At 64.7% G+C, this 25,688-nt stretch carries 22 protein-coding genes and 2 pseudogenes; 19 read left to right on the top strand and 5 right to left on the bottom strand.

Features of this window, described 5'->3' with window-relative positions:
- Nucleotide 1 precedes the first annotated feature (1 nt).
- From nuoL to WDM94_09940, 10 genes and pseudogenes are all read left to right on the top strand, one after another.
- Nucleotides 2-2,059 (top strand): NADH-quinone oxidoreductase subunit L, encoded by a 2,058-nt coding sequence (nuoL, locus tag WDM94_09985; GenBank protein MEJ0012939.1) that lies wholly within the window; start codon nt 2-4, stop codon nt 2,057-2,059.
- Between the two features lie 2 nt (nt 2,060-2,061).
- A complete protein-coding gene (locus tag WDM94_09980) occupies nt 2,062-3,570 on the top strand; it encodes an NADH-quinone oxidoreductase subunit M (GenBank protein ID MEJ0012938.1) in 1,509 nt (502 codons plus the stop codon).
- A gap of 9 nt (nt 3,571-3,579) precedes the next feature.
- Nucleotides 3,580-5,010 (top strand): NADH-quinone oxidoreductase subunit NuoN, encoded by a 1,431-nt coding sequence (nuoN, locus tag WDM94_09975; GenBank protein MEJ0012937.1) that lies wholly within the window; start codon nt 3,580-3,582, stop codon nt 5,008-5,010.
- 8 nt (nt 5,011-5,018) lie between these two features.
- Nucleotides 5,019-5,780: a biotin--[acetyl-CoA-carboxylase] ligase gene (locus WDM94_09970; GenBank protein MEJ0012936.1), complete on the top strand. Its 762-nt coding sequence runs from the start codon at nt 5,019-5,021 to the stop codon at nt 5,778-5,780.
- A complete protein-coding gene (locus WDM94_09965; protein MEJ0012935.1) occupies nt 5,780-7,453 on the top strand; it encodes a ribonuclease J in 1,674 nt (557 codons plus the stop codon). Before WDM94_09970 ends, WDM94_09965 begins: the two co-directional genes overlap by 1 nt.
- An 8-nt stretch (nt 7,454-7,461) precedes the next feature.
- On the top strand, nt 7,462-7,866 hold the full coding sequence (mce, locus tag WDM94_09960; protein ID MEJ0012934.1) for a methylmalonyl-CoA epimerase: 405 nt from the start codon (nt 7,462-7,464) through the stop codon (nt 7,864-7,866).
- The gene (locus tag WDM94_09955) at nt 7,863-8,132 is read left to right on the top strand and encodes a DUF1467 family protein (protein MEJ0012933.1); all 270 of its coding nucleotides are present in this window, start codon (nt 7,863-7,865) and stop codon (nt 8,130-8,132) included. The genes mce and WDM94_09955 overlap by 4 nt, the downstream gene beginning before the upstream one ends.
- Nucleotides 8,133-8,592: 460 nt before the next feature.
- Nucleotides 8,593-9,914: pseudogene (locus WDM94_09950) on the top strand (proline--tRNA ligase).
- A 70-nt stretch (nt 9,915-9,984) separates the two neighbouring features.
- Nucleotides 9,985-11,206: pseudogene (locus WDM94_09945) on the top strand (lipoprotein-releasing ABC transporter permease subunit).
- Complete coding sequence (locus WDM94_09940; GenBank protein ID MEJ0012932.1) at nt 11,203-11,988, top strand: ABC transporter ATP-binding protein; 786 nt, start codon at nt 11,203-11,205, stop codon at nt 11,986-11,988. The pseudogene WDM94_09945 and the gene WDM94_09940 overlap by 4 nt, the downstream one beginning before the upstream one ends.
- Nucleotides 11,989-12,045: 57 nt before the next feature.
- Here WDM94_09940 and WDM94_09935 read toward each other — a convergent pair whose 3' ends face one another.
- A complete protein-coding gene (locus WDM94_09935) occupies nt 12,046-12,681 on the bottom strand; it encodes a hypothetical protein (GenBank protein MEJ0012931.1) in 636 nt (211 codons plus the stop codon).
- Between the two features lie 371 nt (nt 12,682-13,052).
- Between WDM94_09935 and WDM94_09930 the strand changes: the two genes are divergently transcribed.
- The 5 genes from WDM94_09930 (at nt 13,053) to WDM94_09910 (ending at nt 16,585) form a co-directional block, all read left to right on the top strand.
- Nucleotides 13,053-13,280: an RNA-binding protein gene (locus WDM94_09930; GenBank protein MEJ0012930.1), complete on the top strand. Its 228-nt coding sequence runs from the start codon at nt 13,053-13,055 to the stop codon at nt 13,278-13,280.
- A 90-nt stretch (nt 13,281-13,370) separates the two neighbouring features.
- Nucleotides 13,371-13,901 (top strand): DUF4760 domain-containing protein, encoded by a 531-nt coding sequence (locus WDM94_09925; protein MEJ0012929.1) that lies wholly within the window; start codon nt 13,371-13,373, stop codon nt 13,899-13,901.
- Between the two features lie 177 nt (nt 13,902-14,078).
- The gene (locus WDM94_09920) at nt 14,079-14,585 is read left to right on the top strand and encodes a hypothetical protein (protein ID MEJ0012928.1); all 507 of its coding nucleotides are present in this window, start codon (nt 14,079-14,081) and stop codon (nt 14,583-14,585) included.
- Entirely contained in the window at nt 14,578-15,648 is a 1,071-nt protein-coding gene (locus WDM94_09915) for an XRE family transcriptional regulator (GenBank protein MEJ0012927.1), read from the top strand. Before WDM94_09920 ends, WDM94_09915 begins: the two co-directional genes overlap by 8 nt.
- Before the next feature lie 49 nt (nt 15,649-15,697).
- The gene (locus tag WDM94_09910; protein MEJ0012926.1) at nt 15,698-16,585 is read left to right on the top strand and encodes an IS1 family transposase; all 888 of its coding nucleotides are present in this window, start codon (nt 15,698-15,700) and stop codon (nt 16,583-16,585) included.
- Here WDM94_09910 and WDM94_09905 read toward each other — a convergent pair.
- Entirely contained in the window at nt 16,578-17,186 is a 609-nt protein-coding gene (locus WDM94_09905; protein ID MEJ0012925.1) for a hypothetical protein, read from the bottom strand. The two genes, WDM94_09910 and WDM94_09905, sit on opposite strands and share 8 nt — an antisense overlap.
- A gap of 355 nt (nt 17,187-17,541) precedes the next feature.
- Between WDM94_09905 and dnaE the strand changes: the two genes are divergently transcribed.
- The 3 genes from dnaE to WDM94_09890 all read left to right on the top strand — a co-directional run bounded on the left by dnaE (nt 17,542) and on the right by WDM94_09890 (nt 22,409).
- Nucleotides 17,542-21,009, top strand: coding sequence for a DNA polymerase III subunit alpha (dnaE, locus tag WDM94_09900; GenBank protein MEJ0012924.1), 3,468 nt, complete (start codon nt 17,542-17,544; stop codon nt 21,007-21,009).
- 108 nt (nt 21,010-21,117) lie between these two features.
- Nucleotides 21,118-21,531, top strand: a complete 414-nt coding sequence (locus tag WDM94_09895; protein ID MEJ0012923.1) for a VOC family protein — start codon at nt 21,118-21,120, stop codon at nt 21,529-21,531.
- Nucleotides 21,453-22,409, top strand: a complete 957-nt coding sequence (locus tag WDM94_09890) for an alpha/beta hydrolase (GenBank protein MEJ0012922.1) — start codon at nt 21,453-21,455, stop codon at nt 22,407-22,409. The genes WDM94_09895 and WDM94_09890 overlap by 79 nt, the downstream gene beginning before the upstream one ends.
- Here the strand turns inward: WDM94_09890 and WDM94_09885 are convergent, their stop codons facing one another.
- Genes WDM94_09885 through WDM94_09875 form a run of 3 tightly spaced genes read right to left on the bottom strand, consistent with a single transcriptional unit; the run spans nt 22,410 to nt 24,370 of the window.
- The gene (locus WDM94_09885) at nt 22,410-22,844 is read right to left on the bottom strand and encodes a hypothetical protein (protein ID MEJ0012921.1); all 435 of its coding nucleotides are present in this window, start codon (nt 22,842-22,844) and stop codon (nt 22,410-22,412) included.
- Between the two features lie 29 nt (nt 22,845-22,873).
- The gene (locus WDM94_09880; protein MEJ0012920.1) at nt 22,874-23,278 is read right to left on the bottom strand and encodes a peptide ligase PGM1-related protein; all 405 of its coding nucleotides are present in this window, start codon (nt 23,276-23,278) and stop codon (nt 22,874-22,876) included.
- An 18-nt stretch (nt 23,279-23,296) separates the two neighbouring features.
- The gene (locus WDM94_09875) at nt 23,297-24,370 is read right to left on the bottom strand and encodes a hypothetical protein (GenBank protein ID MEJ0012919.1); all 1,074 of its coding nucleotides are present in this window, start codon (nt 24,368-24,370) and stop codon (nt 23,297-23,299) included.
- A gap of 215 nt (nt 24,371-24,585) precedes the next feature.
- Between WDM94_09875 and WDM94_09870 the strand changes: the two genes are divergently transcribed.
- A complete protein-coding gene (locus WDM94_09870; GenBank protein MEJ0012918.1) occupies nt 24,586-25,656 on the top strand; it encodes a 30S ribosomal protein S2 in 1,071 nt (356 codons plus the stop codon).
- Nucleotides 25,657-25,688 lie beyond the last annotated feature (32 nt).

The raw sequence follows: 25,688 nt of genomic DNA, 5'->3' as shown, positions 1-25,688 counted from the left end.
CATGTATCAGCTCATCGTCTTCCTGCCCCTGCTCGGCGCGATCATCGCCGGGGCGATCACCATATTCGGCGCGGCGCGGCGTTTCCCGGGCGGCGAGCCCAGCGACGATCATCACGCGCACGGCCATTCGCACGATGCGCACGCGCATGCGGCGCATGACGACCACGGCCATAGCCACGAGCATCACGAGCCGGCGGCGGAGGGCTCGCGCCCGGCCGAGCTGGTGACCGCCGGCTTCCTGGTCGTCGCGGCGCTGCTGTCGTGGGTCGCGTTCGTCACGTTCTGGCTTGGCGGCGCCGAGGCGACGCGCATCCCGGTGTTCAACTGGTTCACCTCGGGCACGCTCGCGGTCGACTGGGCGCTGCGCATCGACACGCTCACCGTCGTCATGCTCGTGGTGGTCAACACTGTCTCGGCGCTCGTGCACATCTACTCGATCGGCTACATGGCGCACGACCCCTACCGGCCGCGCTTCATGGCGTACCTGTCGTTGTTCACTTTCGCCATGCTGATGCTGGTGACGTCCGACAACCTCGTCCAGATGTTCTTCGGCTGGGAGGGCGTCGGCCTCGCCTCCTACCTGCTCATCGGCTTCTGGTACACGCGGCCGGCCGCCAATGCCGCCGCGATCAAGGCGTTCGTGGTCAACCGCGTCGGCGACTTCGGCTTCTCGCTCGGCATCTTCGGCGTCTTCTTCCTGTTCAAATCGGTCGATTACGAGACCATCTTCGCCAACGCGCCGTCGCTGGTCGGCTCGACCATCCATTTCCTGTCGTGGGACCTCGACGCGCTCACCGTCGTCTGCCTGCTGCTGTTCATGGGCGCGATGGGCAAGTCGGCGCAGTTCCTGCTGCACACGTGGCTGCCCGATGCGATGGAGGGCCCGACGCCGGTGTCGGCGTTGATCCATGCCGCGACGATGGTGACCGCCGGCGTCTTCATGGTGGCGCGCCTGTCGCCGCTGTTCGAGCTGTCGCCCGGCGCGCTGACCTTCGTCACCTTCATCGGCGCCACGACGGCGTTCTTCGCCGCGACGGTCGGCCTGGTGCAGAACGACATCAAGCGCGTCATCGCCTATTCGACCTGCTCGCAGCTCGGCTACATGTTCGTGGCGCTCGGCGTCGGCGCCTATCCGGTCGCGATCTTCCATCTGTTCACGCACGCGTTCTTCAAGGCGCTGCTGTTCCTGGGCTCCGGCTCGGTGATCCACGCCGTCGGCGGCGAGCAGGACATGCGCAAGATGGGCGGCCTGCGCACCTTCATCCCGCGCACCTACTGGATGATGGTCATCGGCACGCTGGCGCTGACCGGCTTCCCGCTCACCGCCGGCTACTTCTCCAAGGACGCGATCATCGAGGCCGCGCACGCCGGCGCCAATGCCTTCGCCGGCTATGGCTTCACGCTGACGGTGGTGGCGGCGCTGCTGACCTCGTTCTACTCGTGGCGCCTGATCTTCCTCACTTTCTACGGTAACGCCCGCGCCTCGCGCGAGGTCATGGACCACGTCCATGAATCGCCGCCGGTGATGATGGTGCCGCTCTACATCCTCGCGGTCGGTGCGCTCTTCGCCGGCCTCATCTTCTCCGGCACTTTCATCGGTCCGAGCAGCACGTTCTGGCGCGAGGCAATCGTTGCCGGCGAGCACGCGCCGATCCTGGAAGAGATGCACCAGTCGCCGTGGTGGGTGACCTACCTGCCGACGCTGATGATGGCGATCGGCGCGCTGGTCGCGGTCTGGTTCTATCTGGTGAACACGGCGATCCCGCGCGAGCTCGCCGAGAGCAACCCGTGGCTCTACCGCTTTCTGCTCAACAAGTGGTATTTCGACGAGCTCTACGACCTGATCTTCGTGCGGCCGGCGAAGTGGCTGGGCACGTTCCTGTGGAAGCAGGGCGACGGCTGGCTGATCGACGGTTTCGGGCCGGACGGCATCTCGGCGCGCGTCGTCGATGTCACCAACCGCGTGGTGAAGCTCCAGTCCGGCTACCTCTACCACTATGCCTTTGCCATGCTGATCGGCGTCGCGGCGCTGGTCACCTGGCTGATGTTTGCGGGCTGACGATGACCTGGCCGATCCTCTCCATCGTCACCTTCCTGCCGAGCGTCGGCGCGCTGCTCGTGCTGATCATCCGCGGCGACGACGCGGCGGCGCGGCGCAATATCTACTGGATCTCGCTGTGGACGACGATCGTCACCTTCGTCATCTCGCTGGCGATCTGGATCTGGTTCGACAACTCCGATCCCGGCTTCCAGTTCGTCGAGCAGGCGCCGTGGCTCGGCGGCGCCATCACTTACAAGATGGGCGTCGATGGCATCTCGATGCTGTTCGTCATCCTGACGACATTCCTCATGCCGATCTGCATCGTCGCGTCGAAGCTGTCGGTGACCAAGAATTTCAAAGCGTACATGGTCGCCTTCCTGCTGCTCGAGACGCTGATGATAGGCGTGTTCTGCGCGCTCGACATCGTGCTGTTCTACGTTTTTTTCGAGGGCGGCCTCATCCCTATGTTCCTGATCATCGGCATCTGGGGCGGGCCGCGGCGCGTCTACGCCAGCTTCAAGTTCTTCCTCTACACGCTCGCCGGCTCGGTACTGATGCTGATCGCGATCCTCGCGATGTACTACCAGTCCGGCACCACCGACATCCCGACGCTGCTGACGCATCCGTTCCCGCCCGAGATGCAGATCTGGCTATGGCTGGCGTTCTTCGCCTCGCTGGCGGTGAAGATGCCGATGTGGCCGGTGCACACCTGGCTGCCCGACGCGCACGTCGAGGCGCCGACCGCCGGATCGGTCGTGCTGGCGGCGATCCTGCTCAAGATGGGCGGCTACGGCTTCCTGCGCTTCTCGCTGCCGATGTTCCCGCTCGCCTCGGCCGAGATGGCGCCGTTCGTCTTCACCCTGTCGGTCGTGGCGATCGTCTACACCTCGCTGGTTGCGCTGATGCAGGAGGACATGAAGAAGCTGATCGCCTATTCGTCGGTCGCCCACATGGGCTTCGTGACCATGGGCCTGTTCGCGATGAACGCGCAGGGCGTGCAGGGCGGCATCTTCCAGATGCTGTCGCACGGCATCGTCTCCGGCGCGCTCTTCCTCTGCGTCGGGGTGGTCTACGACCGCCTGCACACGCGCGAGATCAAGGCGTACGGCGGGCTGGTCAACCGCATGCCGATCTATGCCGCGATCTTCCTCGTATTCACGCTCGCCAACACCGGCCTGCCGGGGACGAGCGGCTTTGTCGGCGAGTTCCTGTCGCTCATCGGCACGTTCCGGGTGAACACGTGGGTGACGTTCTTCGCCACCACCGGTGTCATTCTCTCGGCCGCCTACGCGCTGTGGCTTTATCGCCGGATCATCTACGGCGCACTTGAGAAGCCGAGCCTGCAGGCGATCCTCGATGTATCGCCGCGCGAGATTGCGATCCTGGCGCCGCTCGTCGTGCTGGCGATCTTCTTCGGCTTCTATCCGGCGCCGATCATGAATGTGACCGCCGCCGCCGTCGACCAACTGGTCAGCAACTACCAGGCTGCGCTTGCCGGCGCCGGCAAGCTCGCTGCGGCAGTGCCATAGGAAGCAGGGATGACCGAAGTCGACTTCTCCTTCATCCCCGTCCTGCCCGAGCTGGTGCTCGGCGTCGGCGCGCTTGTCCTGCTGATGATCGGCGTGTTCGGCGGCGAGCGGGCGTCGGCGGTGGTGAACTATCTCGCGGTGGCGCTGATCGTGCTGGCGGCCGCCGTCGTCCTGATCCTCCAGAACGGTGGCATCTACTTCAACGGCGCCTTCGTCATCGATCCGTTCTCGCGCCTGATCAAGCTGCTGGTGCTGATCGGCTCCGGCGTCGCCATCGTCATGTCGATCAACTTCATGCGGCGCGAGAAGCTGGACCGCTTCGAGTATCCGGTGCTCATCGTCATCGCGACGCTCGGCATGCTGATGATGGTGTCGGCCAACGACCTGATCGGGCTCTATCTCGGCCTGGAGCTGCAGTCGCTGGCGCTCTACGTCGTCGCCGCGATCAACCGCGACTCGCTCAAGTCGACCGAGGCGGGCCTCAAATATTTCGTCCTCGGCGCGTTGTCGTCGGGCATGTTGCTCTACGGCGCGTCGCTGATCTACGGCTTCACCGGCCAGACGACCTTCGCCGGCATCGCCGCGGCGGTCGGCGATCATGCCTCCCTCGGTCTCGTCTTCGGGCTGGTGTTCCTGATCGCCGGCCTCGCCTTCAAGGTCTCCGCCGTGCCGTTCCACATGTGGACGCCCGACGTCTACGAGGGCGCGCCGACGCCGGTCACGGCGTTCCTCGCGGCGGCGCCGAAAGTCGCCGCGATGGCGCTGTTCGTGCGCGCACTGGTCACGCCGTTCGCCGGCATCACGCACGACTGGTCGCAGATCATTTCGTTCATCGCCATCGCCTCGATGGTGCTCGGATCGTTCGCCGCGATCGGCCAGCGCAACATCAAGCGACTGATGGCTTACTCGTCCATCGGCCACATGGGCTACGCGCTGGTCGGGCTGGCCGCCGGCAACCAGGCGGGCGTGCAGGGCGTCGTGATCTACCTCGTCGTCTATCTCGCGATGACGCTCGGCGCCTTCGCGGTGATCCTGGCAATGCGGCGGCCGACAGGCATGGTCGAGGACATCGGCGAGTTGGCCGGCCTGTCGCGCACCAATCCGGTGCTGGCGTTCATGCTGGGACTCCTGCTTTTTTCCCTCGCCGGCATCCCGCCGCTCGGCGGCTTCTTCGCCAAGTTTTACGTCTTCCTCGCGGCGGTGCAGGCCGGCCTCTATCCGCTCGCCGTCATCGGCGTGCTCGCCAGCGTCGTCGGCGCCTACTACTATCTGCGCATCGTGAAGATCATGTATTTCGACGAGCCGGTAGAGAAGTTCGTGCCGATGGCGGTGGAGCTCCGCGTCGTGCTGGCGATCAGCGGGGCGTTCACCCTGTTCTTTGTCTTCATCGCCGGCCCGGTCGGCGGCATCGCCGAAGTCGCCGCGAAGACATTCTTCTGAGCGCCGCGATGGCGCTGGCCCTCCCAGCCGGCTTCCGCCACGAGGCGCACGACACGCTGCCCTCGACCAGCGCCGAAGCCTTCGCGAAGGCGCGGGCAGGGGACGCGGGCAATCTCTGGATCACGGCTGGCGAACAGAGCGCGGGACGCGGCCGCCGCGGCCGCTCCTGGTCTACCGATCGTGGAAATCTTGCCGCGTCGCTGCTGCTGATCGATCCGGCGCCGGCGGCAGTTGCCGCCACGGTGTCCTTCGTCGCGGGCGTTGCGCTGCATCAGGCGGTGATCGACGTTGCCGGCCCCGCGCTTGCCGATCGCCTGGCGCTGAAATGGCCGAACGATCTGCTGCTCGATCGCGAGAAGGTGTCCGGGATTCTGATCGAGGGCGAGAAGCTGGCGACCGGCTTTGCGGTTGTAGTCGGCATCGGCGTCAATTGCGTCGCTCATCCCGAGATCACCGGCGCCTATCCCGCGACAGACTTCGCCGCGCGCGGTATCGCGGTCGAGGCGGACGCGCTGTTCGCGGCGCTTGCTGTTCGTATGGCGTCCGAACTCGCCCGCTGGGATCGCGGCGCCGGCTTCGCGCAGACCCGCTCCGCCTGGCTGGCGCGATCCGGCGGCCTCGGCGAGGCGATCCGCGTCAATCTTGCGGACCGCACCGTTGACGGGCGCTTCGCCGACCTCGACGATGCCGGACGCCTGATCCTGCTCCGCGCCGACGGCAGGCGCGAGACGATCAGCGCCGGCGACGTCTTCTTCGCGGCGGCGATGTGATGGCCAAGGGCGACAAGAACGAACTGGTCATGCTGCCGCTCGGCGGCGTCGGCGAGATCGGCATGAACCTGATGCTGTATGGCGTCGGCCGCAAGCATGATCGCCAGTGGCTGGCGATCGACTTCGGCGTCGCCTTCGCGCATGCCGACCTGCCCGGCGTCGATCTCGTCTTCCCGGACATCGCGTATCTGGAAGAGGAGCGCACCAATCTCGCCGGCATCGTCATCACGCATGCGCACGAGGATCATTTCGGCGCGCTGATCGACCTGTGGCCGCGGCTCCGCGTGCCGGTCTATGCCACGGCGTTCACCGCCAACCTGCTGGCCGCCAAGGTTCTGTCGGAGCCCGGGGCGCAGGCCGTGCCGGTCACCATCGTCAAGCCCGGCGAGCGCATCAAGGTCGGCCTGTTCGACGTCGAGTACATCAACGTCGCCCATTCGATCCCGGAGTCGCACGCGCTGGCGATCCGCACGCCGCTCGGCACCATCCTCCACACCGGCGACTGGAAGCTCGACGACACGCCGACCGTCGGCCTGCCGACCGACGCGGCGCGGCTGAAGGCGATCGGCGAGGAGGGCGTGCTGGCGCTGGTCTGCGACTCGACCAACGCCATGCGCGAGGGGCGCAGCCCGAGCGAGACCGAGGTGGCGCGCGAACTTGCCGATATCGTCAAGCACGCAAAGGGCAGGGTGGCGTTCACCACCTTTGCCTCCAACGTCGGCCGCATCCGCTCGATCGCGCTGGCGGCGCAGGCGGCGCGGCGCAACGTCGTGATCAGCGGCCGGGCGCTTCGCCGCGTCATCGAGGTCGCCGACGAGTTGCACATGCTCGACGGCCTGCCGCCCTTCCTCGACGAGGACAGCTTCGCGCACCTGCCGCGCGACAAGGTCGTCCTCATCCTCACCGGCAGCCAGGGCGAAACGCGCGCCTCGATGGCGCGGGTCGCCATCGACGATCATCCGCGCATCGAGCTGGTGCCGGGCGATCTCGTCGTTTTCTCGGCGCGCGCCATTCCCGGCAACGAACTCGAGATCAATCGCATCATCAATGCCCTGACGGCGCGCGGCGTGCGCGTCATGACCGACCGTGACCGCCTGGTGCATGTCTCCGGCCATCCGCGGCGCGGCGAGCTGACCGAGATGTACGCGTGGACCAAGCCGCAGATCGCGGTGCCGGTGCACGGCGAGCCGATGCACATGGCGGCGCATGCGGAGCTGGCGCGCGACCTCGGCGTGCCGACCGTGATCACGATCAAGGACGGCGTGGTGACGCGGCTGTCGCCCGAGCCGGTCAAGGAAGTCGACACCATCGAGGTCGGCCGCCTTTACAAGGACGGCAACCTGATCGGCAGTCTCGAGGGCGTTGGCGTCGCCGAGCGGCGCAAGCTGTCGTTCGCCGGCCACGTCGCGGTGTCGCTGGTGGTCAACCGCAAGGGTGAGCAGGCGGCCGATCCGGACATCGCGCTCACCGGACTCCCGCTGAAAGATGCCGAGGGCCAGCCCCTTGAGGATACCGTGATGAACGCGATCCTCGGCACGCTGGAGTCGATCCCGCGCCCGCAGAAGCGCGACCAGGACGTGCTCGCCGAGGCGGTACGCCGCGCCGTGCGGTCGGCGGTGGCCGAGGCCTGGGGCAAGAAGCCCATTTGCACGGTGTTCGTCGCGGTCGTATGAGCGGTGGCATGATCGGCCGCCTCAACCACGTCGCCATCGCGGTGCCCGACATCGTTGCCGGGTCGGCGCTCTACCGCGACATGCTGGGCGCGCAGGTGTCCGAGCCGGTGGCGCAGCCGGAGCATGGCGTCACCACTGTGTTCATCGAGCTACCCAACACCAAGGTCGAGCTGATCACGCCGCTCGGCGATGCTTCGCCGATCCGCGGCTTCCTCGAGCGCAACCCGTTCGGCGGCATTCATCACATCTGCTACGAGGTGAGCGACGTGCGTGCCGCCGCCCGCGATCTGGCCGCGCGCGGCGCCCGCATCCTTGGCGACGCGGAGCCGAAGATCGGGGCGCACGGCAAGCCGGTGATCTTCGTCCACCCGAAAGACTTCCTCGGCACCCTCATCGAGCTGGAGCAGGCATGACCGTCTTCAGCACGATCGCCGTCTATTTCGTCGTCTGGTGGGTGGTGTTGTTTGCCGTCTTACCGTTCGGCATCCGCACGCAGCAGGAAGCCGGCGAAGTGACGCTCGGCACGACCGCGAGCGCGCCGGCGCGGCCGCGCCTCGTGCGCGTCGCGATCGCGACGACGATCCTCGCCGGCATCATCGTCGGCGGCATGTGGGTGGCGGTGAACGTCTACGGCGTGTCGCTGGAGAGTTTCGCGAACCTGCTCGACGCAAAGAAGTGAGAGCGAGCGGCGCGCGGACATAAAAAAAGCAAGGCCTTCCGGCCTTGCTCATCGAGTTCCGCGTCCTATTCCCTCGTTCCAGAGCCCGACAGACCAACAGGCTGGTTGGACTTTTATTTTTCGGGCTCAGCGGCAGCAGCCGTTAAGCGCGCCCGAAGGAACCTTCCTCCCAAGACTTAGACCGCGATGCCTTTTTATCGGGGTGGGTCTCAGCGACCTCTGTCATCCCCTTGTTATGTAGGCAACACTATCCAACTAGCTGGGCGTTGTCACCAATTTGTGCAGCCTTCGCCCGAAAATTTTGCACATTTTTCGGCTTTCGCGCCAAATGGTTTCCCGTCTGGCTGTGCGCGATTCGTGACCGCTCGCAATGCCGCGAACGAGCCGAAATAGCTTGTGTTTTCGGCGGTCCGCCGTTTCAAATGCGCGCGCTTTCGCGCCGCCGGAGAAATTTCTGACAATGCGACTTTCCCGCTATTTCCTGCCGATTTTGCGTGAGACGCCTAAGGAAGCGGAGATCGTTTCGCATCGCCTGATGCTGCGCGCGGGGCTCGTCCGGCAGCAGGCCGCCGGAAATCTACTCCTGGTTGCCTTTGGGCGAGCGCGTGCTGGCGAAAATCGCCGAGATCGTGCGCGAGGAGCAGGATCGCTCGGGCGCGATCGAGATCCTGATGCCCACTTTGCAGCCTGCCGATCTCTGGAAGGAAAGCGGGCGCTACGAGGCCTACGGCAAGGAGATGCTGCGCATCGAGGATCGCCACGAGCGCGACATGCTCTACGGCCCGACGAACGAGGAGATGGTGACCGACATCTTCCGCTCGTACGTGTCGTCGTACCGCGCGATGCCGCTCAATCTCTATCACATCCAGTGGAAGTTCCGCGACGAGGTGCGCCCGCGATTCGGCGTCATGCGCGGCCGCGAATTCCTGATGAAGGATGCATACTCCTTCGACATCAGCCGCGAGGCGGCACAGGCGGCGTACAACCGCATGTTTGTCGCGTATCTGCGTACCTTCGACCGGCTCGGCCTCAAGGCGATTCCGATGCGCGCCGACACCGGCCCGATCGGCGGCGACATGAGCCACGAGTTCATCATTCTGGCTTCGACGGGGGGAGAGCGAAGTCTTCTGCTCGCGCGACCTGATGGACCTGCCGATTCCCTCCGCCGACACCGACTTCCGCGGCGACCTGTCGTCCATCGTCAGCGCGTGGACGACGCCCTATGCCGCGACCGACGAGAAGCACGATCCCGCCGCCTTCGCCGAGCTCCCCGAGGACCGGCGGATCACGGCGCGCGGCATCGAGGTCGGCCACATCTTCTATTTCGGCACGAAGTATTCCCAGCCGATGGGGGCGAAGGTCACCGGCCCCGATGGCACCGAGGTTTTCGTGCACATGGGATCGTACGGCATCGGCGTGTCGCGCTTGGTCGGCGGCATCATCGAGGCCAGCCACGACGAGGCCGGCATCATCTGGCCGGATGCCGTGGCGCCCTTCGCGGTCGGCCTGATCAACCTCAAGGCCGGCGACGCCAGGGTCGACGCGGCGGCCGACTCGATCTACGAGCGTCTTACGAATGCCGGAATCACCGTGCTCTACGACGATCTCGACCAGCGTGCCGGCGCCAAGTTTGCCACGATGGACCTGATCGGCCTGCCCTGGCAGGTGGTCGTCGGGCCGAAGGGGCTGGAACGCGGCGAGGTCGAGATCAAGCGGCGCGCCACGGGCGTCCGCGAGACGCTGCCGCTGGACGGCGTCGTGAAGCGTATCCAGGCCGGCTGAGGCCGGCGGAAAGGCTGAGGGCAATATGGCGCTGCCGGTCGGCACACGGCCGTTCTCGCGCTTCGAGTGGATGCTGGCGCTGCGCTACATGCGCCCGCGCCGCCATGCCTCCGGGCTGGTCATCGCGATGTTCTCGCTGATCGGCATCATGCTCGGCGTCGCCACGCTGATCATCGTCATGGCGGTCATGAACGGCTTCCGCGCCCAACTCATCGACAAGATCCTCGGCCTCAACGGCCACGTCATCATCCAGGCGATGGATTCGAAACTCACCGACTATGCCGACGTCGCGGCGCGCATCGCCAAGGTGCAGGGCGTGGTGGCGGCCATCCCGCTGGTCGAGGGACAGGCGCTGGCGAGCGGGCCGTCGACCTCCAGCGGCGCGCTGGTGCGCGGCATCCGCCAGCAGGACCTGCCCAAGGTGCCCGGCATCTACAACAACGTCCGCCTCGGCGCGCTCGATAATTTCGATACGTCCGGCGGGGGTCGCGATCGGCACCCGGCTGGCGTCGGCGCTCGGCCTTACCATCGGCGAGAATCTCACCATCGTCATCCCGCGCGGCAGCGTGACGCCGTTCGGCGTGACGCCGCGCATCAAGGCGTATCCGGTCAAGGCGATCTTCGAGATCGGCATGGCGGAGTACGACTCGACCTTCGTCATCCTGCCGTTCGCGGACGCGCAGGCTTTCTTCGGTCTCGACGACGAGGCGAGCGCGATCGAGGTCTATCTCAAGAGCGCCGACCAGGTGGCGGCGCTCCGCCCGGCCATCGACGCCGCCGTCGGCCGCCAGGCGCTGATCACCGACTGGCAGGAGCGCAACGTCACCTTCTTCTCGGCGCTGGAGGTCGAGCGGAACGTGATGTTCCTGATCCTGACGCTGATCGTCATCGTCGCGGCGCTCAACATCATCTCCGGCCTCACTATGCTGGTGAAGGACAAGGGCCACGACATCGCCATCCTGCGCACCATGGGGGCGACACGCGGCGCGGTCATGCGCGTGTTCTTCATCGCCGGCGCCTCGATCGGAACGATCGGCACGCTCGCCGGCTTCCTGCTCGGCATCGCCATCGCCAGCAATGTCGAGCCGATCCGGCAGTTCATCTCCCGCCTGACGCAGACCGAGCTGTTCTCGCCGGAGCTCTACTTCCTCAGCCAGCTACCGTCGGTGATCGATCCGCGCGAGACGATCACGGTGCTGGTCATGGCGCTGGCCCTGTCGTTCCTGGCGACGCTTTACCCGGCGTGGCGGGCGGCGCGGCTCGATCCGGTCGAGGCGCTGCGCTACGAATGAGCACTGCGCCGCAGCAGCAACCGGCAAGACGCCCGATCCTCAGGCTGGCGGGCATCGAGCGGCATTACCCCGACGCTTCCGGCGGCGCGCTGACAGTGCTCTCCGGCGCCAATCTCGACATCTTCCCCGGCGAGATGGTCGCGCTGGTCGCGCCGTCGGGCGCCGGCAAATCGACGCTCTTGCAGATCGCGGGCCTGCTCGAGCATCCCAACAAGGGCGAGGTGTTCGTCTCGGGCTATGCGTCGAGCAAGCTTTCCGATTCCGAGCGCACGATGCTGCGCCGGCTGCACATCGGCTTCGTCTACCAGTTCCATCACCTGCTGCCGGAATTCACGGCGCTGGAAAACGTGATGATGCCGCAACTGATCCGCGGCATGAAGCGCGCCGAGGCGATGGCGCGCTCGCTGCAGCTTCTCGCCTACATGCGCGTGAAGGAGAGGGCGGAGCACCGGCCGACCGCCATGTCGGGCGGCGAGCAGCAGCGCGTGGCGATCGCCCGCGCCGTCGCCAACGGGCCCCGCCTGCTGCTCGCCGACGAGCCGACGGGCAACCTCGACCCGACGACGGCGGGGATGGTCTTCGACGGGCTGATGCGGCTGGTGCGCGCCTCGAAGCTTTCCTGCCTGATCGCGACGCACAATCACGACCTCGCCGCGCGCATGGACCGCGCGATCACGCTCGAGCGCGGCAAGGTGGTCGAGCTCCGCCGCCAGCCCTCGCTGGTCGCCGCGGCGCCGCCGGCAGAGTTCCTGCCGCCCGCGGCCTCCGCCGACCAGGCATAGAAAAGGCCGCCCGGCGTGGCACCGGGCGGCCCCTGACGTCGCGATTGCCTGGGAGGGCTAGAGCTTCGCGACCATGCGGCAGAAGTTGACGACGTCGGGCTTATAGATCGACGGGTCGGCGATGATCGCACGGCAGCGGGCGCGCAGCGTGCCCTGGTCGCCGGCGCTGAGGCTGGCGAAGATGGCAGCCGAGCCACCGCCGCCATTGGCGCCGCCACCGGCGACGCCGGTGCCACCACCGTTACCGCCGTTGCCGCCATTGCCACCGCCGTTGCCACCCGTACCGGGCAGGCCGCCGCCGATGCCGCCGAGACCGCCGAGGTCGATGCCGTTCAGCAGGCTGCCGAGATCGACGGTGCCCGTGGTCGATGAGTCGTCGCCGGTCAGGTTGCCGTTGTTGTCGACCGAGGCGAGAGCGCTGCCGGCGCTGCCGCCGTTGCCGTTGAGGTTGCCCAGGTTGATGTTGGCATCGGTGCTGGAGCCGTTGCCGGTGGCGCTGCCGCTATTGGTGACCGTGGCCAGCGGACCCGACGTGTTGGACGTACCGACGTTGACGCTGTTGTTGCCGATCGTGCCGGACACGATCGACCCGTTGCCGCCGCCGACCGTGATACCGGCCGCGTTCGCGGCGATGCTCGCAGTGCCGATGAGCAGGGCGGCCGAGAGGGCCGCGAGTGTGAGCTGCGTCTTCATGGTGGAGACTCCCTTTTTTCTTGGACGTTTTGACGAACCGCCCGATGGGAGCCCAACGTCCCGAACGCGGCTGGGTTGCCTGCCGTCGCTCGGCGCGGTGAAGGGAACGTTGCCGCATTCCCGCGCATTTGAGGTCGTGTCTCAGTTTGAATTTAGACAATCTTGACGCGCTCTAGCGGCTTGCGCGCGTCGGGCTATATGCTTAGCGGCAAGCATGCGCGATTGCCAACGCTGCGACGGCGCCGGAGAGCTAGCCTGCGAGGCTTGCGACGGAACCGGCAAGCAGGAATCGGGTATGACTTGCGTGACGTGCCTAGGACGTGGGGCGAGGGATTGCCCCTACTGTCTAGGCGAAGGAGAGGTACCGATACATGCCGCGCGGACCGAAAGGCGAGAAGAGGCCAGCCGACGTTATCGGCGCGGCGATCCTGATTGGGCGGCTCGCCACCGGGGAGGCGGAGGAAAGCGGCGTCACTAAATCAGCAGCGGCCGAGTTGGGGTCCAAAGGCGGGAAGGCGCGGGCAACCAGCCTGAGCAAGAAGCGCCGATCGGAGATCGCCAAAAAGGCAGCCAAATCCAGATGGAACAAGGGTTTTTGATTGCGGTTTAATAGGCGAAGGGCTATATAGACGCTAACGAGTTTGTAGGAGGGAGTGCAGATGATGTTTCGTGAGGGAACCCGAGACTAAGTGCCCGATCCATCCGTTTTACCAGGGGCCGCGACGCAAATAGCGTCTGCGGCCCCTGCTTTTTGGTGGGTTTCGCCCGCCGTGACCGCTGTTGCGGCCCTTATCGCGGCGATAATCGCGATGGTTTCCATCTATCAAAACCGCAAGATTGCTCGACTTCGTGCCACCTTGGATTTAATAGAGCGTACCGAATCCCAAGAATACTATAGAGACCTAGTAGATCATTTTAAAAACGTACGTGATACGAATAGATTTCAAGAACTTGCTAATACAAATGATGCTGAGAAAATAAAAGAAAAGACCAAAATACTATTCTTTCTAAATCATTACGAACTTCTAGCGATAGCCTTCAAAAGGAAGATACTCGATCGGAAGTTTTATTCTAGGTGGATGCGCGGAACCTTTGTTAACGACTGGCTCGCCGCGCGAGAGTTCATAGAGATCGTGCGAAATCCTCCAGACAAGCCTTCGCGCCCGACCGTGTTCTGCGAAATGGAGGCGCTGGCCAAAAAATGGCAAAGGCGCACCTGAGCTAAAGCCACGGTTAAGTTCCGAATAATTTCCTTGAAATCGGACAGCGTAGGTCTAGGATGCTAGGCACACCAACGATTCGAGGTCCATCTGAACATGTCGATACGTGGTCGGGAAGAGGCAGTAACCGCGTTATCCGGTCGAATTGAGAAGCTTGGGAAGGCTTTTCAGGACGCGATGGACGAGTTTTACGAACGGTTCGGCCCAATCATGCATTCCTTGGAGGGCTGGACGCGGGCTGGCGTCATTCGCGATCTCGCCAAGACGAGATTCCTCGCCCTAACTATCGAGGATGATGGCATCCGCCACCATCGCCACGGCAACGCAACGTCATTCAGCGTCGGCCGCTTCAACCTCCGGATCAAGAAGCTAAGCGCCAAGCTTCGTGCGAGGACTAACCGGACGACGGCCTCGAAGAACTTCGACCGGAACCAAGGCACGATGCTCTTGGACGACCAGCCTTCGACCAACCTTTATTTCGGGTACGCGCCGACTGAGAACGATCCTCAGCATCCGCCCATGTATCTCGTCTGCAACGACGAGAAGGGAAAACAGGCGTGGGAACCGATTCCAGTCGTCCTCGCGGGCGCTGCGGTTACAGAGATCACCCCGAAGGAAGAGACGAAGCCCAGCGGCCGCGTTCGCGCGAAGCGGGACAAGAAGCGGGAAGCCGGTAATGGCTGATCGCTTCAATGGCGAGATGCTTACGTTGGCGCGACAACTACGAAAGGTTAGCCAAGCCGAATTGGTTGCGGTGCTTAAGGACCGAATTACCCAAGGCCAGCTATCGAAGATCGAGCGCGGCCGCATCCAGCCGGATGCTGACTTGGCCGCGGCAATTGCTGGCGCTTTAGGAGTTCGCCCGTCATTTTTCGGCGACGGTTCATACGTTCGGATGCCGCCGGTAAGTTTCCACCGCAAGCGGCAGAAGCTAGGCGCGCGTGATCTCGATGCCATACATGCACAAGCCGAGGTTTACAGGCTCACGCTCAAACGTCTCTTAGAGGGAGTCGAACTAGAGCCGACACTTGCCGCCGTGCCAGCGATGGACCCGGACGCTTTTGACGGTCGGGTTTCGGAAATTGCTGCTGCGATCCGCCAGCACTGGATGGTTCCGCGCGGACCGATCAAGAGCGTGTCCAAGCTGATCGAGGATTCGGGCGTTATCATCGTCCCCTTCGATTTTGGCACTCCGCTCATTGATGGGTTTGGGCAGCACGCGTCGGACGGTCTACCGCCAATCATCTTCATCAATGCCACGCAGCCGGTTGACCGCTTGCGTTTCAGCTTGGCCCATGAATTGGGCCATCTCGTTATGCATCAGACGCCGAATCCTGATCAGGAAGTTCAGGCGAACCGTTTCGCATCTGAGTTCCTAATGCCGACCCGCGAAATTAAGCCTCAGCTTTATGGACTTGGCATCCAAAGGCTGATGGATCTCAAACTGTATTGGGGCGTGTCGATGCAGTCTCTGATCTACAAGGCGTGGGAGGCCGGGTCGATTTCTGATCGAAGCAAGAAGTATCATTTCGTGCAGATGTCTAAGCGTGGTTTCCGGGAACGTGAGCCTGTCCAGGTCACGGCGCCGGAATCGCCTTCGACCCTTCGCGATGTGATTTCCGCTCACCTAAATGAACTCGGCTATACACCCGCCGATCTAGGCGAAATGTTCGGTCTCAGCGAAGAGGACACGCAGCGGCTTTACCCAGTTCCGAGGCAAAAACCGCAGCTACGGATTATTGTTTGATATGAACTTTATGCTTGACGCTAAGCATAAAGTTTCACATATTAGGGGCATGAACAAGCTGCCCCTCGCGAAGCGCGTCCAAATCCTCTCCATGCTGGTGGAAGGGTCGTCCATGCGGTCGGTGAGCCGCGTGGCCGATGTGTCGATCAACACTGTCGCGAAGCTGCTGGCGCAGGCGGGCGATGCCTGCGGCGCCTTTCACTACAACACGGTGCGCGACGTGAAGGCGCGCCGCGTCCAGTGTGATGAAATCTGGTCGTTCTGCTACGCGAAGGCGAAGAACGTCGAGAACGCCAAGGCGGCCCCGGTCGGTGCTGGCAATGTGTGGACGTGGACCGCGCTTGATAGCGACTCCAAGATGATCCTTTCGTGGATGGTCGGAGATCGCAGCGCCGAGACGGCAAATTTCTTCATGGACGATTTGGCGGCGCGGTTGGCGGATCGCGTGCAGCTGACGACCGACGGTCACAAGGTGTACCTGGATGCCGTCGCCGGTGCCTTCGGCAACAACGTCGATTACGCCATGCTGGTGAAGCTGTACGGCGACGATGCGAACGCGGTCGGACCGGAGAAGAAATATTCGCCGAGCGAGTGCGTAGGGACGCGCAAGGAACCGAAGATCGGCTCGCCGGATATCGAGCACGTCAGCACGTCGCACGTCGAGCGCATGAACCTCTCAATGCGGATGGGGATGCGCCGCTTCACGCGTCTGACGAATGCGTTCTCCAAGAAGATCGATCAGCACGTTGCGGCGCTGTCGCTCTACTTCGTGTTCTACAACTTCGTGAAGACCCACAAGGCGCACAAGCTGTCGCCGGCAATGGCGGCTGGCGTCACGGATCGCCTGTGGTCGGTGGAGGATATCGTGGCGCTGATTGATGCTCGCGCACCGAAGGCTGGCAAGCGTGGGCCGTATCGGAAGCGCGTTTCTATTTGAAATGGTCAACCGGAAACTTTTTTGCCTCGGCCCAAGCCACCGCGTCCTCTCGCTTTATGTGGGTACTGCCCTCTGGGGGCGCGTCGTAAGCGCGCGTGTCGTATAGGCCCACCCGCTTCTCTACTATGTACGGCAATGCTTTCTTGCGCATCTCTTCAAGGATCAGTGCGCGATAGGAAACCTGCTCGGTTGGTTGTGCGATAGCGACCGGATCGCTCTGTGCGAGGATCGAAGCAAACTCATCGACCGTGAATTCTGCCCTCTGTTTCCAGATCGTCCAATTGACTGTTTTGATCCGAGGCGAGCGGGCAACGTCGCGGCTCAGCCCTTCGTAGAGCAATTCAGACGGTGCCAATGCTAGGTGCCACAGCGAGAGGATAAGCGCCACCAAGCCAAATGGCGCGAGCACGTAAGCGATGAAAGTTGCAAGTTGCTCCTTCACGGCATCCCAGCCGTATTGCTGTTGAAAGAGAGCCGAACCGACTGCAAGCGAGAAGACCGTGAGAACCGCGTCAATCCGCCTGTCGCGGAATGCGAGTACGATATTTCGAGCAGCCCGCTGGAAAACCAGTTGGGAAAACGTCGTTTCGGTGTCGGCCAAGTCTCTCGCCCCTCGATTGTCGGGGACGATACCCGCATCACGGGTAACTGCCGAGTCATCAGCCAAATTTCAAACTGAGACACGACCGCATTTGAGGCTCCCTTGACGGGGAGAACAAAACATGAACATACTCCGGACAGTTCAGAGGGAGTTGCGTTGATGACCGCGTATTTTCGGGATGCCGCCGCGCTGATCGCCGTCGTGTCGTTCGTCGCTTCTATCGGGGTCTGGTCCGAGGCGTTGCGTACCCTCATCTGAGGGCGGAATTGCCGCTGGGGAGGGCGGGGATAGGCAGACCCCAATGATGGACACCCCGGACCCCATCGCCGACACTTGGCGCGATGAGGATCGCTTCATGAGTCGGCTCGCGGGCGGGGTGGGTTTTGTCCACCTCCGCGTCCATTCCGCCTATTCGCTGCTGGAGGGTGCGCTGCCGATCAAACGGCTGGCGGAGCTCGCGGCGCACGACAAGATGCCGGCGCTCGGCATCGCCGATACGGGCAACCTGTTCGGAGCGCTCGAGTTTGCCGAGAAGATGTCCGAGAAGGGCATCCAGCCGATCATCGGGTGCCAGGTGGCGCTCGACTTCGGCGATACGGGCGAGGAGGGGCGGCCGGGCGCGCCGCGCGCCCCGCAGCTTGCCGACGTGGTGCTGATCGCCGCCAGCGAGGCGGGGTACTGGAATCTCGTGCGGCTGGTTTCGGATTCCTACATGCGTACCGATCCGGCGGTGCGGGCGCACATCAGCATCGGCGAACTCGCGGACCGCGCTGCCGGCCTGATCTGCCTGACTGGCGGGCCGGGCGGGCCGATCGACCGGGCGCTGGTCGCCGGGCAATCCCTGCAGGCCGCGGCGCGGCTGGATCGGCTGACCGAGGTTTTTGCCGACCGGCTCTATGTCGAGCTCCAGCGGCACGGCATGGCGGCCGAGGAGGCGGCGCTGCCGCATCTGGTCGCGATGGCCTACGAGCGCGGCCTGCCGCTGGTCGCGACCAACGAGCCGTTCTTCCCGGCGCGCGAGGACTACGAGGCGCACGACGCGCTGATCGCGATCGCCGAGGGCACCGTGATCAGCGACGGCAACCGCCGCCGGCTGAGCGAGGAGCATTACTTCAAGTCGCGCGCGGCGATGACGGCGCTGTTCGCCGACCTGCCCGAGGCGATCGAGAATACGGTCGAGATCGCGATGCGCTCGGCGTGGTGGCCGCGCGCGCGGAAGCCGATCCTGCCGCGCTTCGCGGAGAGCGCCGCCGATGCCGAAACGGCGGCGAAGGACGAGGCACTGATGCTGCGCGAGGCAGCGAGTGCCGGCCTGTCACGCCGGCTGTCGGCGCATGGCTTCGCGCCCGGGCTCGTCGAGGAGGATTACCGCAAGCGCTTGGAGTACGAGCTCGGCGTCATCGAGAAGATGCAATATCAGGGCTACTTCCTGATCGTCGCCGACTTCATTCAGTGGGCGAAGGGGCAGGGTATACCGGTCGGCCCGGGCCGCGGCTCCGGCGCCGGCTCGGTGGTCGCGTGGTCGCTGACCATCACCGACCTCGATCCGCTCCGCTTCAACCTGATCTTCGAGCGCTTCCTCAATCCGGATCGCGTGTCGATGCCGGACTTCGACGTCGACTTCTGCCAGAACCGGCGCGACGAGGTCATCCGCTACGTTCAGGACAAGTACGGCGCCGATCAGGTGGCGCAGATCATCACCTTCGGCACGCTGCAGGCGCGCGCCGTGCTGCGCGACGTCGGGCGTGTGCTGCAGATGCCGTACGGGCAGGTCGACCGCCTCGCCAAGATGGTGCCGCAGAATCCGGCGAACCCGGTGACGCTGTCAAAGGCGATTGCCGACGAGCCGCAGCTGCAGGCGGCGCGCGAGGAGGATGAGCGCGTCCGGCGTCTGCTCGACATCGCGCAGAAGCTCGAGGGGCTCTACCGCCACGCCTCGACGCACGCGGCCGGCATCGTCATCGGCGACCGGCCGCTCGACCAGCTCGTGCCGCTCTATCGCGACCCGCGTTCCGGCATGCAGGTCAGCCAGTTCAACATGAAGTGGGTCGAGCAGGCGGGCCTTGTGAAGTTCGACTTCCTCGGCCTCAAGACGCTGACCGTGCTCGATCTCGCGGTGCGTCTGGTGAAGAAGCGCGGCATCGACATCGACCTGTCGCGCATCCCGCTCGATGACGCGAAAAGCTACGCGCCACTGACCAAAGGCGACACGGTCGGCATCTTCCAGCTGGAAAGCGCGGGCATGCGGCGCGCGGTCATCGATATGAAGCTGGACCACTTCGACGACCTGATCGCGCTGGTCGCGCTCTACCGCCCCGGCCCGATGGCGAACATCCCGACCTACTGCGCGCGCAAGCTCGGCAAGGAGGTGCCCGACTACATCCACCCGAAACTGGAAGGCGTGCTGAAGGAGACCTTCGGCGTCATCGTCTACCAGGAGCAGGTGATGCAGATCGCGCAGATCCTCGCCGGCTATTCGATGGCGGAGGCCGACAACCTGCGCCGCGCGATGGGCAAGAAAATCCGGGCCGAGATGGCGGCGCAGCGCGACCGGTTCATCTCGGGTGCCGTCGCCAACAACGTTGACCGCTACCAGGCAGAGTCGATCTTCGAGCTGCTGGCGAAGTTTGCCGAGTACGGTTTCCCGAAGGGGCACGCCGCGGCCTATGCGCTGGTCGCCTACCAGACCGCGTACATGAAGGCGAACTTCCCGGTCGAGTTCATGGCGGCGTCGCTGACGCTGGAAAACGGCAACACCGACAAGCTCGCCGAATTCCGTCGCGAGGCGATCCGGCTGGGGATTCCGGTCGAGGCGCCGTCGGTCAACCGCTCGGGCGTCGAGTTCGATGTCGACTTCAGCAAGGGCGGGGGGCGCATCTTCTACGCGCTCGCCGCGATCAAGGGCGTCGGCGCGCAGGCGATCGAGCATCTGGTCGAAGTGCGGAGCGGCAAGCCGTTCACTGACATTGCGGATTTCGGCCGGCGCATCAACCCGAAGATCATCAACAAGCGCGCGCTGGAAAGCCTGATCGCCGCCGGCGCACTGGACGAACTGGAGCCCGACCGGGCGCGGCTTACGGCCGGCGTCGAGCGTATCCTCGGCATGGCGAACCGCCTGCAGGACGACGCGGCGACCGGGCAGGGCGACATGTTCGGGGCGGTCGCCGAACGCCAGCCGCTGCTCTTGCCGGTGGTCGATCCGTGGCTGGCGGCGGAGAAATTGAAGCGTGAGCACGATGCCGTCGGCTTCTATCTGTCGGCGCACCCGCTCGACGAATATCGCGCGGTGCTCGCCAAGATGCGCGTGCAGACCTGGGCGGAATTCTCGCAGGCGGTGCGCGCCGGCGCCTCGGCCGGGCGGCTTGCGGCGACGGTCACCTCGAAGCAGGAGCGGCGGACGCGCACCGGCAACAAGATGGCGATCGTGCAGCTTTCCGATTCCACCGGTTCGTTCGAGGCGGTGGCGTTCTCGGAGGAGCTGGTGAAGTACCGCGATCTGCTCGAGCCGGGCAATTCGATCGTCCTGCTGGTCGGCGCCGAGGAGCGGCCGGAGGGCATCAACGTGCGCATCCAGTCGGCCGAGTCGCTCGACCGGGTGATGGCGAGCCTCAAGCAGATCCGCGTGTTCCTGCGCGACGAGGCGCCGCTGCCGAGCGTTGCCAAGCATCTCGGCAGCCGCGGCGAGGGCGAGGTCAGCCTGATCCTGCTCCGCGACGGCGGCCGCGAGGTCGAGATGCGGCTGCCCGGCCGCTTCGCCATCAGCCCGCAGATCGCGAGCGCGCTCCGTGCCGTGCGCGGCGTCGTTCAGGTCGATCTGGTCTAGGCGACATCCTCCTGCCGCATGGCGGCAGTAGACGGGAGCATCGTCGCGATTGACGAGACTCTTGCCTCGTCTAATGTTTTGCCCACGAACCGGAGGAGTGCGCACGCCATGCCGTCCATCCTGAATCCCTACCTCAGCTTCAAGGACAACGCCCGCCAGGCGATGGAGTTCTACAAGTCCGTCTTCGGCGGCACGCTCAACATTTCGAAGTTCAGCGACGGCGGCATGCCGCACGATCCGGCCGAGGCGGACAAGACCATGCACGCCCAGCTCAATTCGCCGGGCGGCTTCGTGCTGATGGGTTCGGACACGCCGGCCAGCATGGGCGCGCCGCGCGGCAACGGCGCGATCTCGCTCTCCGGCGACAACGAGGGCGAGCTCAGCGGCTACTGGCAGAAGCTCAGCGACGGCGGCAGCGTGATGATGCCGCTGGCGAAGGCGCCGTGGGGCGACAGCTTCGGCATGCTCACCGACAAATTCGGCGTGAGCTGGATGGTCAACATCGCCGGGAAGAAAGCCTGATCCGCGCCGCGGTCCTCGCGGCGCTCCTGCTGGCTTCGGCGGCGGTTGCCGCCGAGCCCTATCGGCTTGCGCCCTACAAGGACGATCTTTTCGCCTACCCGACCGTGCTGGCGACGAAGGACGACGGCGCCTATGTCGTCGTCGGCTACGACAAGCAGCGCGATCTCTACGGCCGCGACGAGGTGCCCGAGCGGCAGGCGAAGTGGCCGTATATCTCCAACGTCTGGCAGAAGACGATCACCTACGACGCGGCCGGCAAGCCGCTGAAGGCGATCGCGGTCGGCAAGGCCGAGGGCGGCGCCAGGGCGGTCGTCATCTACATCCACGGGCAGGGCGGCACGCGCGCGCAGGGCGCCGACAACGGCATGTTCGGCGGCAACTTCAACCGCATCATGAATCTGATGGCGAAGAACGACGGCGCGTATCTCTCGCCGGACTTCACCGACATCGGCGATACCGGCGCGGCCGAGATCAGGGCGCTGGTGCTCGACCAGGCGGCGCGCTCGCCGGATGCCGCGATCTTCGTTGCCTGCGGCTCGCAGGGCGGCGCGATCTGCTGGCGGCTGGTCGCGGACGCGGATGCGTCGGCGCATATCGCCGGACTCCTGCTGCTCGGCTCAACGCACGACGATGCATTCCTCAAGTCGCCGTTCGTGAAGTCGAAGGCGCGTCGCATCCCGATCTATCTCGGCGACGGCACCGCCGATCCGATCTTCGCCGCGGCCGATGAGGTCGCGTTCTACGGCAAGGTGCGGAAGGCGGCGCCGGGGTATCCGATCCGGATCGCGCTGTTCGACACCGGCGTGCATGGCACGCCGATCCGGATGACGGACTGGCGGATGGTGCTGAACTGGATGCTGGAGGTTGGCGGGCGGTAGCTACCGTGCTTTCGAATATGTCAGACTAAAAGTTAAGCCGACGCCGCCGTTGTCCAAATCGCGGACAAAGTCCCCTTGAGCCGTACGATATGTCGTGGTCGTGCTCAAGAAGTCGCGCACGATCTGCCCGCGAGGGTTCAGCAATCCGTTTTCCGCGCAGAAATCGAAATATCCCCGAAGGTACTCTCCCCAGGTGCGCTCCAATTCGGGCGTCGGTTGCGAAATCGGACAATAAAAATCTCGATCCGCAATTCCCACCGAAATCAAGACGTTACAATACAGAGTCCCTGGCAGCTCGACTGTTGAGCTATCCGCCACGCAGCTGTCGTCCCCAGGTTGGTCGCAGCGAAATTTATGGCTCATTAGATCGTTCAGGACGCTTGAGAACTGATCGCACCACGTTGCGGCATCGGCAACACTGGATAGACCGAGCATCAGTACTCCGCAGATGCCTAGCTGTCGTATCACAGCGTAGCCTCCTTCTGCGCCTCGGGCTTGTATCCGGTCACATCCACGGCCTGATCGACGACCACGCGCACCTGATCGTACAGCGCCTGCGCATGTTCCGCCGACGTGCCGATGGCGGTGAGGCCAAACCGCCCGTCGACCGCGAGGCACGACAGCATGTGGAGTACCACACCCCAGCTGCGCTCGTGGTGGAAGTTGAGATCGGTATCGTTGACCGCCTTGATCACGACGCTCGCCGGCAGTTTGTACCAGCGCGGGTCCATCAGGTTGTCGGTCGAGCAGTAGAAGCGCGGCTCGTGGGCGTGGTTGAACCAGGTGCCGCCCTTTGGGTCGTAGTGTCCGGGCACGAGATTGCGCAGCGCCGCGTAGGGATGCGTCGTGCCGCCCTTCCGCAGATTCATTTCCAGCGCGTAGACCTGCTAGGCGCCGCTCTCGTCCTTGGCGCAGGCGAAATCGACGGCGAAACGGCCGAGCACGCCCAGCGGGGCGATCGCCTCGGCGATCATCGTCGCGTATTCGGCGAGGCGCGGGGCGTAGGCATTGTCCGCCGGGAAGCGGCAACCCTGGTAGACCTGCCCGTCGGCCCCGCCCAGCACCTGTTCGTGCGTGGCGATGGCGTGGATGTGGCCGAAGGGCGTGATGTCGACCTGTGCGCTGGGACTCGTGAAGTCGGTGCCGGCGATCAGCTCCTCGACGATGCCGCCGCCTTGGAGGTCCTTCAGGTACCACTCCGGCAGCGCCTCGGCGTGGCGGCGGATGCCGGCCGGGCTCGCATCGGCGAGTTTCGCGAAGCGGACGACGACGTTGCCGTCGCCGGAGGCGCTGTTGTCGTGCTTGATGACGACGCCCGGCGCATTCGGGCGCGCGCGGCGGATATCGGCGATCGCGTCGACGACGTCGTCGACCGTCTTCACGTCCTCGCGGCCGAAGGGCACCGGCACGCCGGCCGAACGGAATATGCGCCGGCCTTCGCTCTTGAAGCCGAGCGGCCAGAGGTCGGGCGACGTGCCGTTGATCGGCGCCTGCAGGCGGCGGGCGACCTCGACCTCGTGCTCGGTCACGTTCCACGGCTCGATGAAGGCGGGCACGCCGCCGACCGCCGCGCGAATCTGCTCCATCGTGTCCGGCCGCTCCAGCAGCTTGTCGGCGACGGCGCGGGCGGCGTGGTCGGGAAGTGTGATCGCGACGAAGCGCTGGCGGACGCCTTCGCGCTTATCCGGCGCGAACAGCGAGAAGTAGTAGTCGAGCACCTCGGGCGCCGGCTCCTCGGTCGAGAGGAAAACGAAACGGCAGTTGGGCATCCGGTTCATCATCAGCATCGCCACCAGGTAGCGGTGCTCGAGCGCCGACAGGCGGGAGGCGTAGTGGTTCAGCGTGCTTTCGCCGAGCGCGAACGAGGGGATGGCAATGACGGCGTGCTCGCCGGTCTGCCCGGGGGTGTTCAGTTGCCAGATCGGCCCGAATTCGGCCTGTAATTCAGCGAAAGTCTTCATTGCCGCTTGCCCCCCGGTAGCAGGTCCGCAGGGATAGCCCGGAACGCTTGCTTTCCCAAGACTCCACCCGTATATAGCCGCCATCTCACACGCGGGATTTGGCTCAATCGCCAAGGCTCAGGCCCAGAAGGCCAGCCACGGCGAGCGATCCTTCCGGTGCCCCACAAGGGCTTCATTCCCGCGGCGGTCATAACCGGTCAAGGAGCACGGTAGTCATGGCACTGCCCGATTTTTCTATGCGCCAGCTTTTGGAAGCCGGCGTGCACTTCGGTCACCAGAAGCATCGCTGGAACCCCAAGATGGCGTCGTATCTCTACGGCGTCCGCAACAACATCCACATCATCGATCTCGCCCAGACTGTGCCGATGCTGCATCGCGCGCTGACGGCGGTCTCCGATACGGTCGCCGGCGGCGGTCGTGTGCTGTTCGTCGGCACCAAGCGGCAGGCGGCGGAGCCGCTGACCGCGGCGGCCAAGCGCAGCGCCCAGTATTACGTCAACGCGCGCTGGCTCGGCGGCATGCTGACCAACTGGAAGACCATCTCGAAGTCGATCGCGCGCCTGCGTGAGCTCGAGACGCTGCTCACCGGCGAGGCCCAGGGCCTCACCAAGAAGGAGCGCCTGACGCTGACCCGCGAGAAGGACAAGCTCGAGAAGGCGCTCGGCGGCATCAAGGACATGGGCGGCGTGCCCAATCTCCTGTTCGTGATCGACACCAACAAGGAGAAGATCGCGATCGAGGAGGCGACCCGCCTCGGCATTCCGGTCGCCGCGATCATCGATTCGAACTGCGATCCGGACGGCATCACCTTCCCGATCCCCGGCAACGACGACGCCGGCCGCGCGATCACGCTCTACTGCGATCTCATCGCCAAGGCTGCCATTGACGGCATTGGCCGCGCCCAGGGCGAGGCCGGCATCGACATCGGCGCGGCGGAAGAGGTGCACGAGCCGGCGATTCTTGAATCGGCGGCGCCGGATGCCGATATGAGCCAGGCCCAGGCGGTTGAGCCGGTGCCGGCGCTCGACCGTGCGAAGAAGCGGGCGGCCCCGCCGACGGTGCCGCTGTTCACGGCCCCGGCAGGCAAGGCGGACGACCTCAAGAAGATCGAGGGTGTCGGCCCGGCGCTTGAGCGCAAGCTCAATGCATTGGGTGTCACACGCTACGACCAGATTGCCAGCCTTACCGACGAGGAAGTCGGCCGTATCGACGACGCGCTCAACTACAAGGGCCGGGTGACCCGTGACGATTGGGTCGGCCAGGCCAAGGCGCTCGCCGCCGGCTAGGCGACCGCCCATATCCGCATACGAAGGACGAC

The organism is Bauldia sp. (assembly GCA_037200845.1).
Taxonomy (GTDB): domain Bacteria; phylum Pseudomonadota; class Alphaproteobacteria; order Rhizobiales; family Kaistiaceae; genus DASZQY01.
Note: the sequence above shows the minus strand (reverse complement) of the source record. Positions and strands in the feature narration are given on the sequence as shown.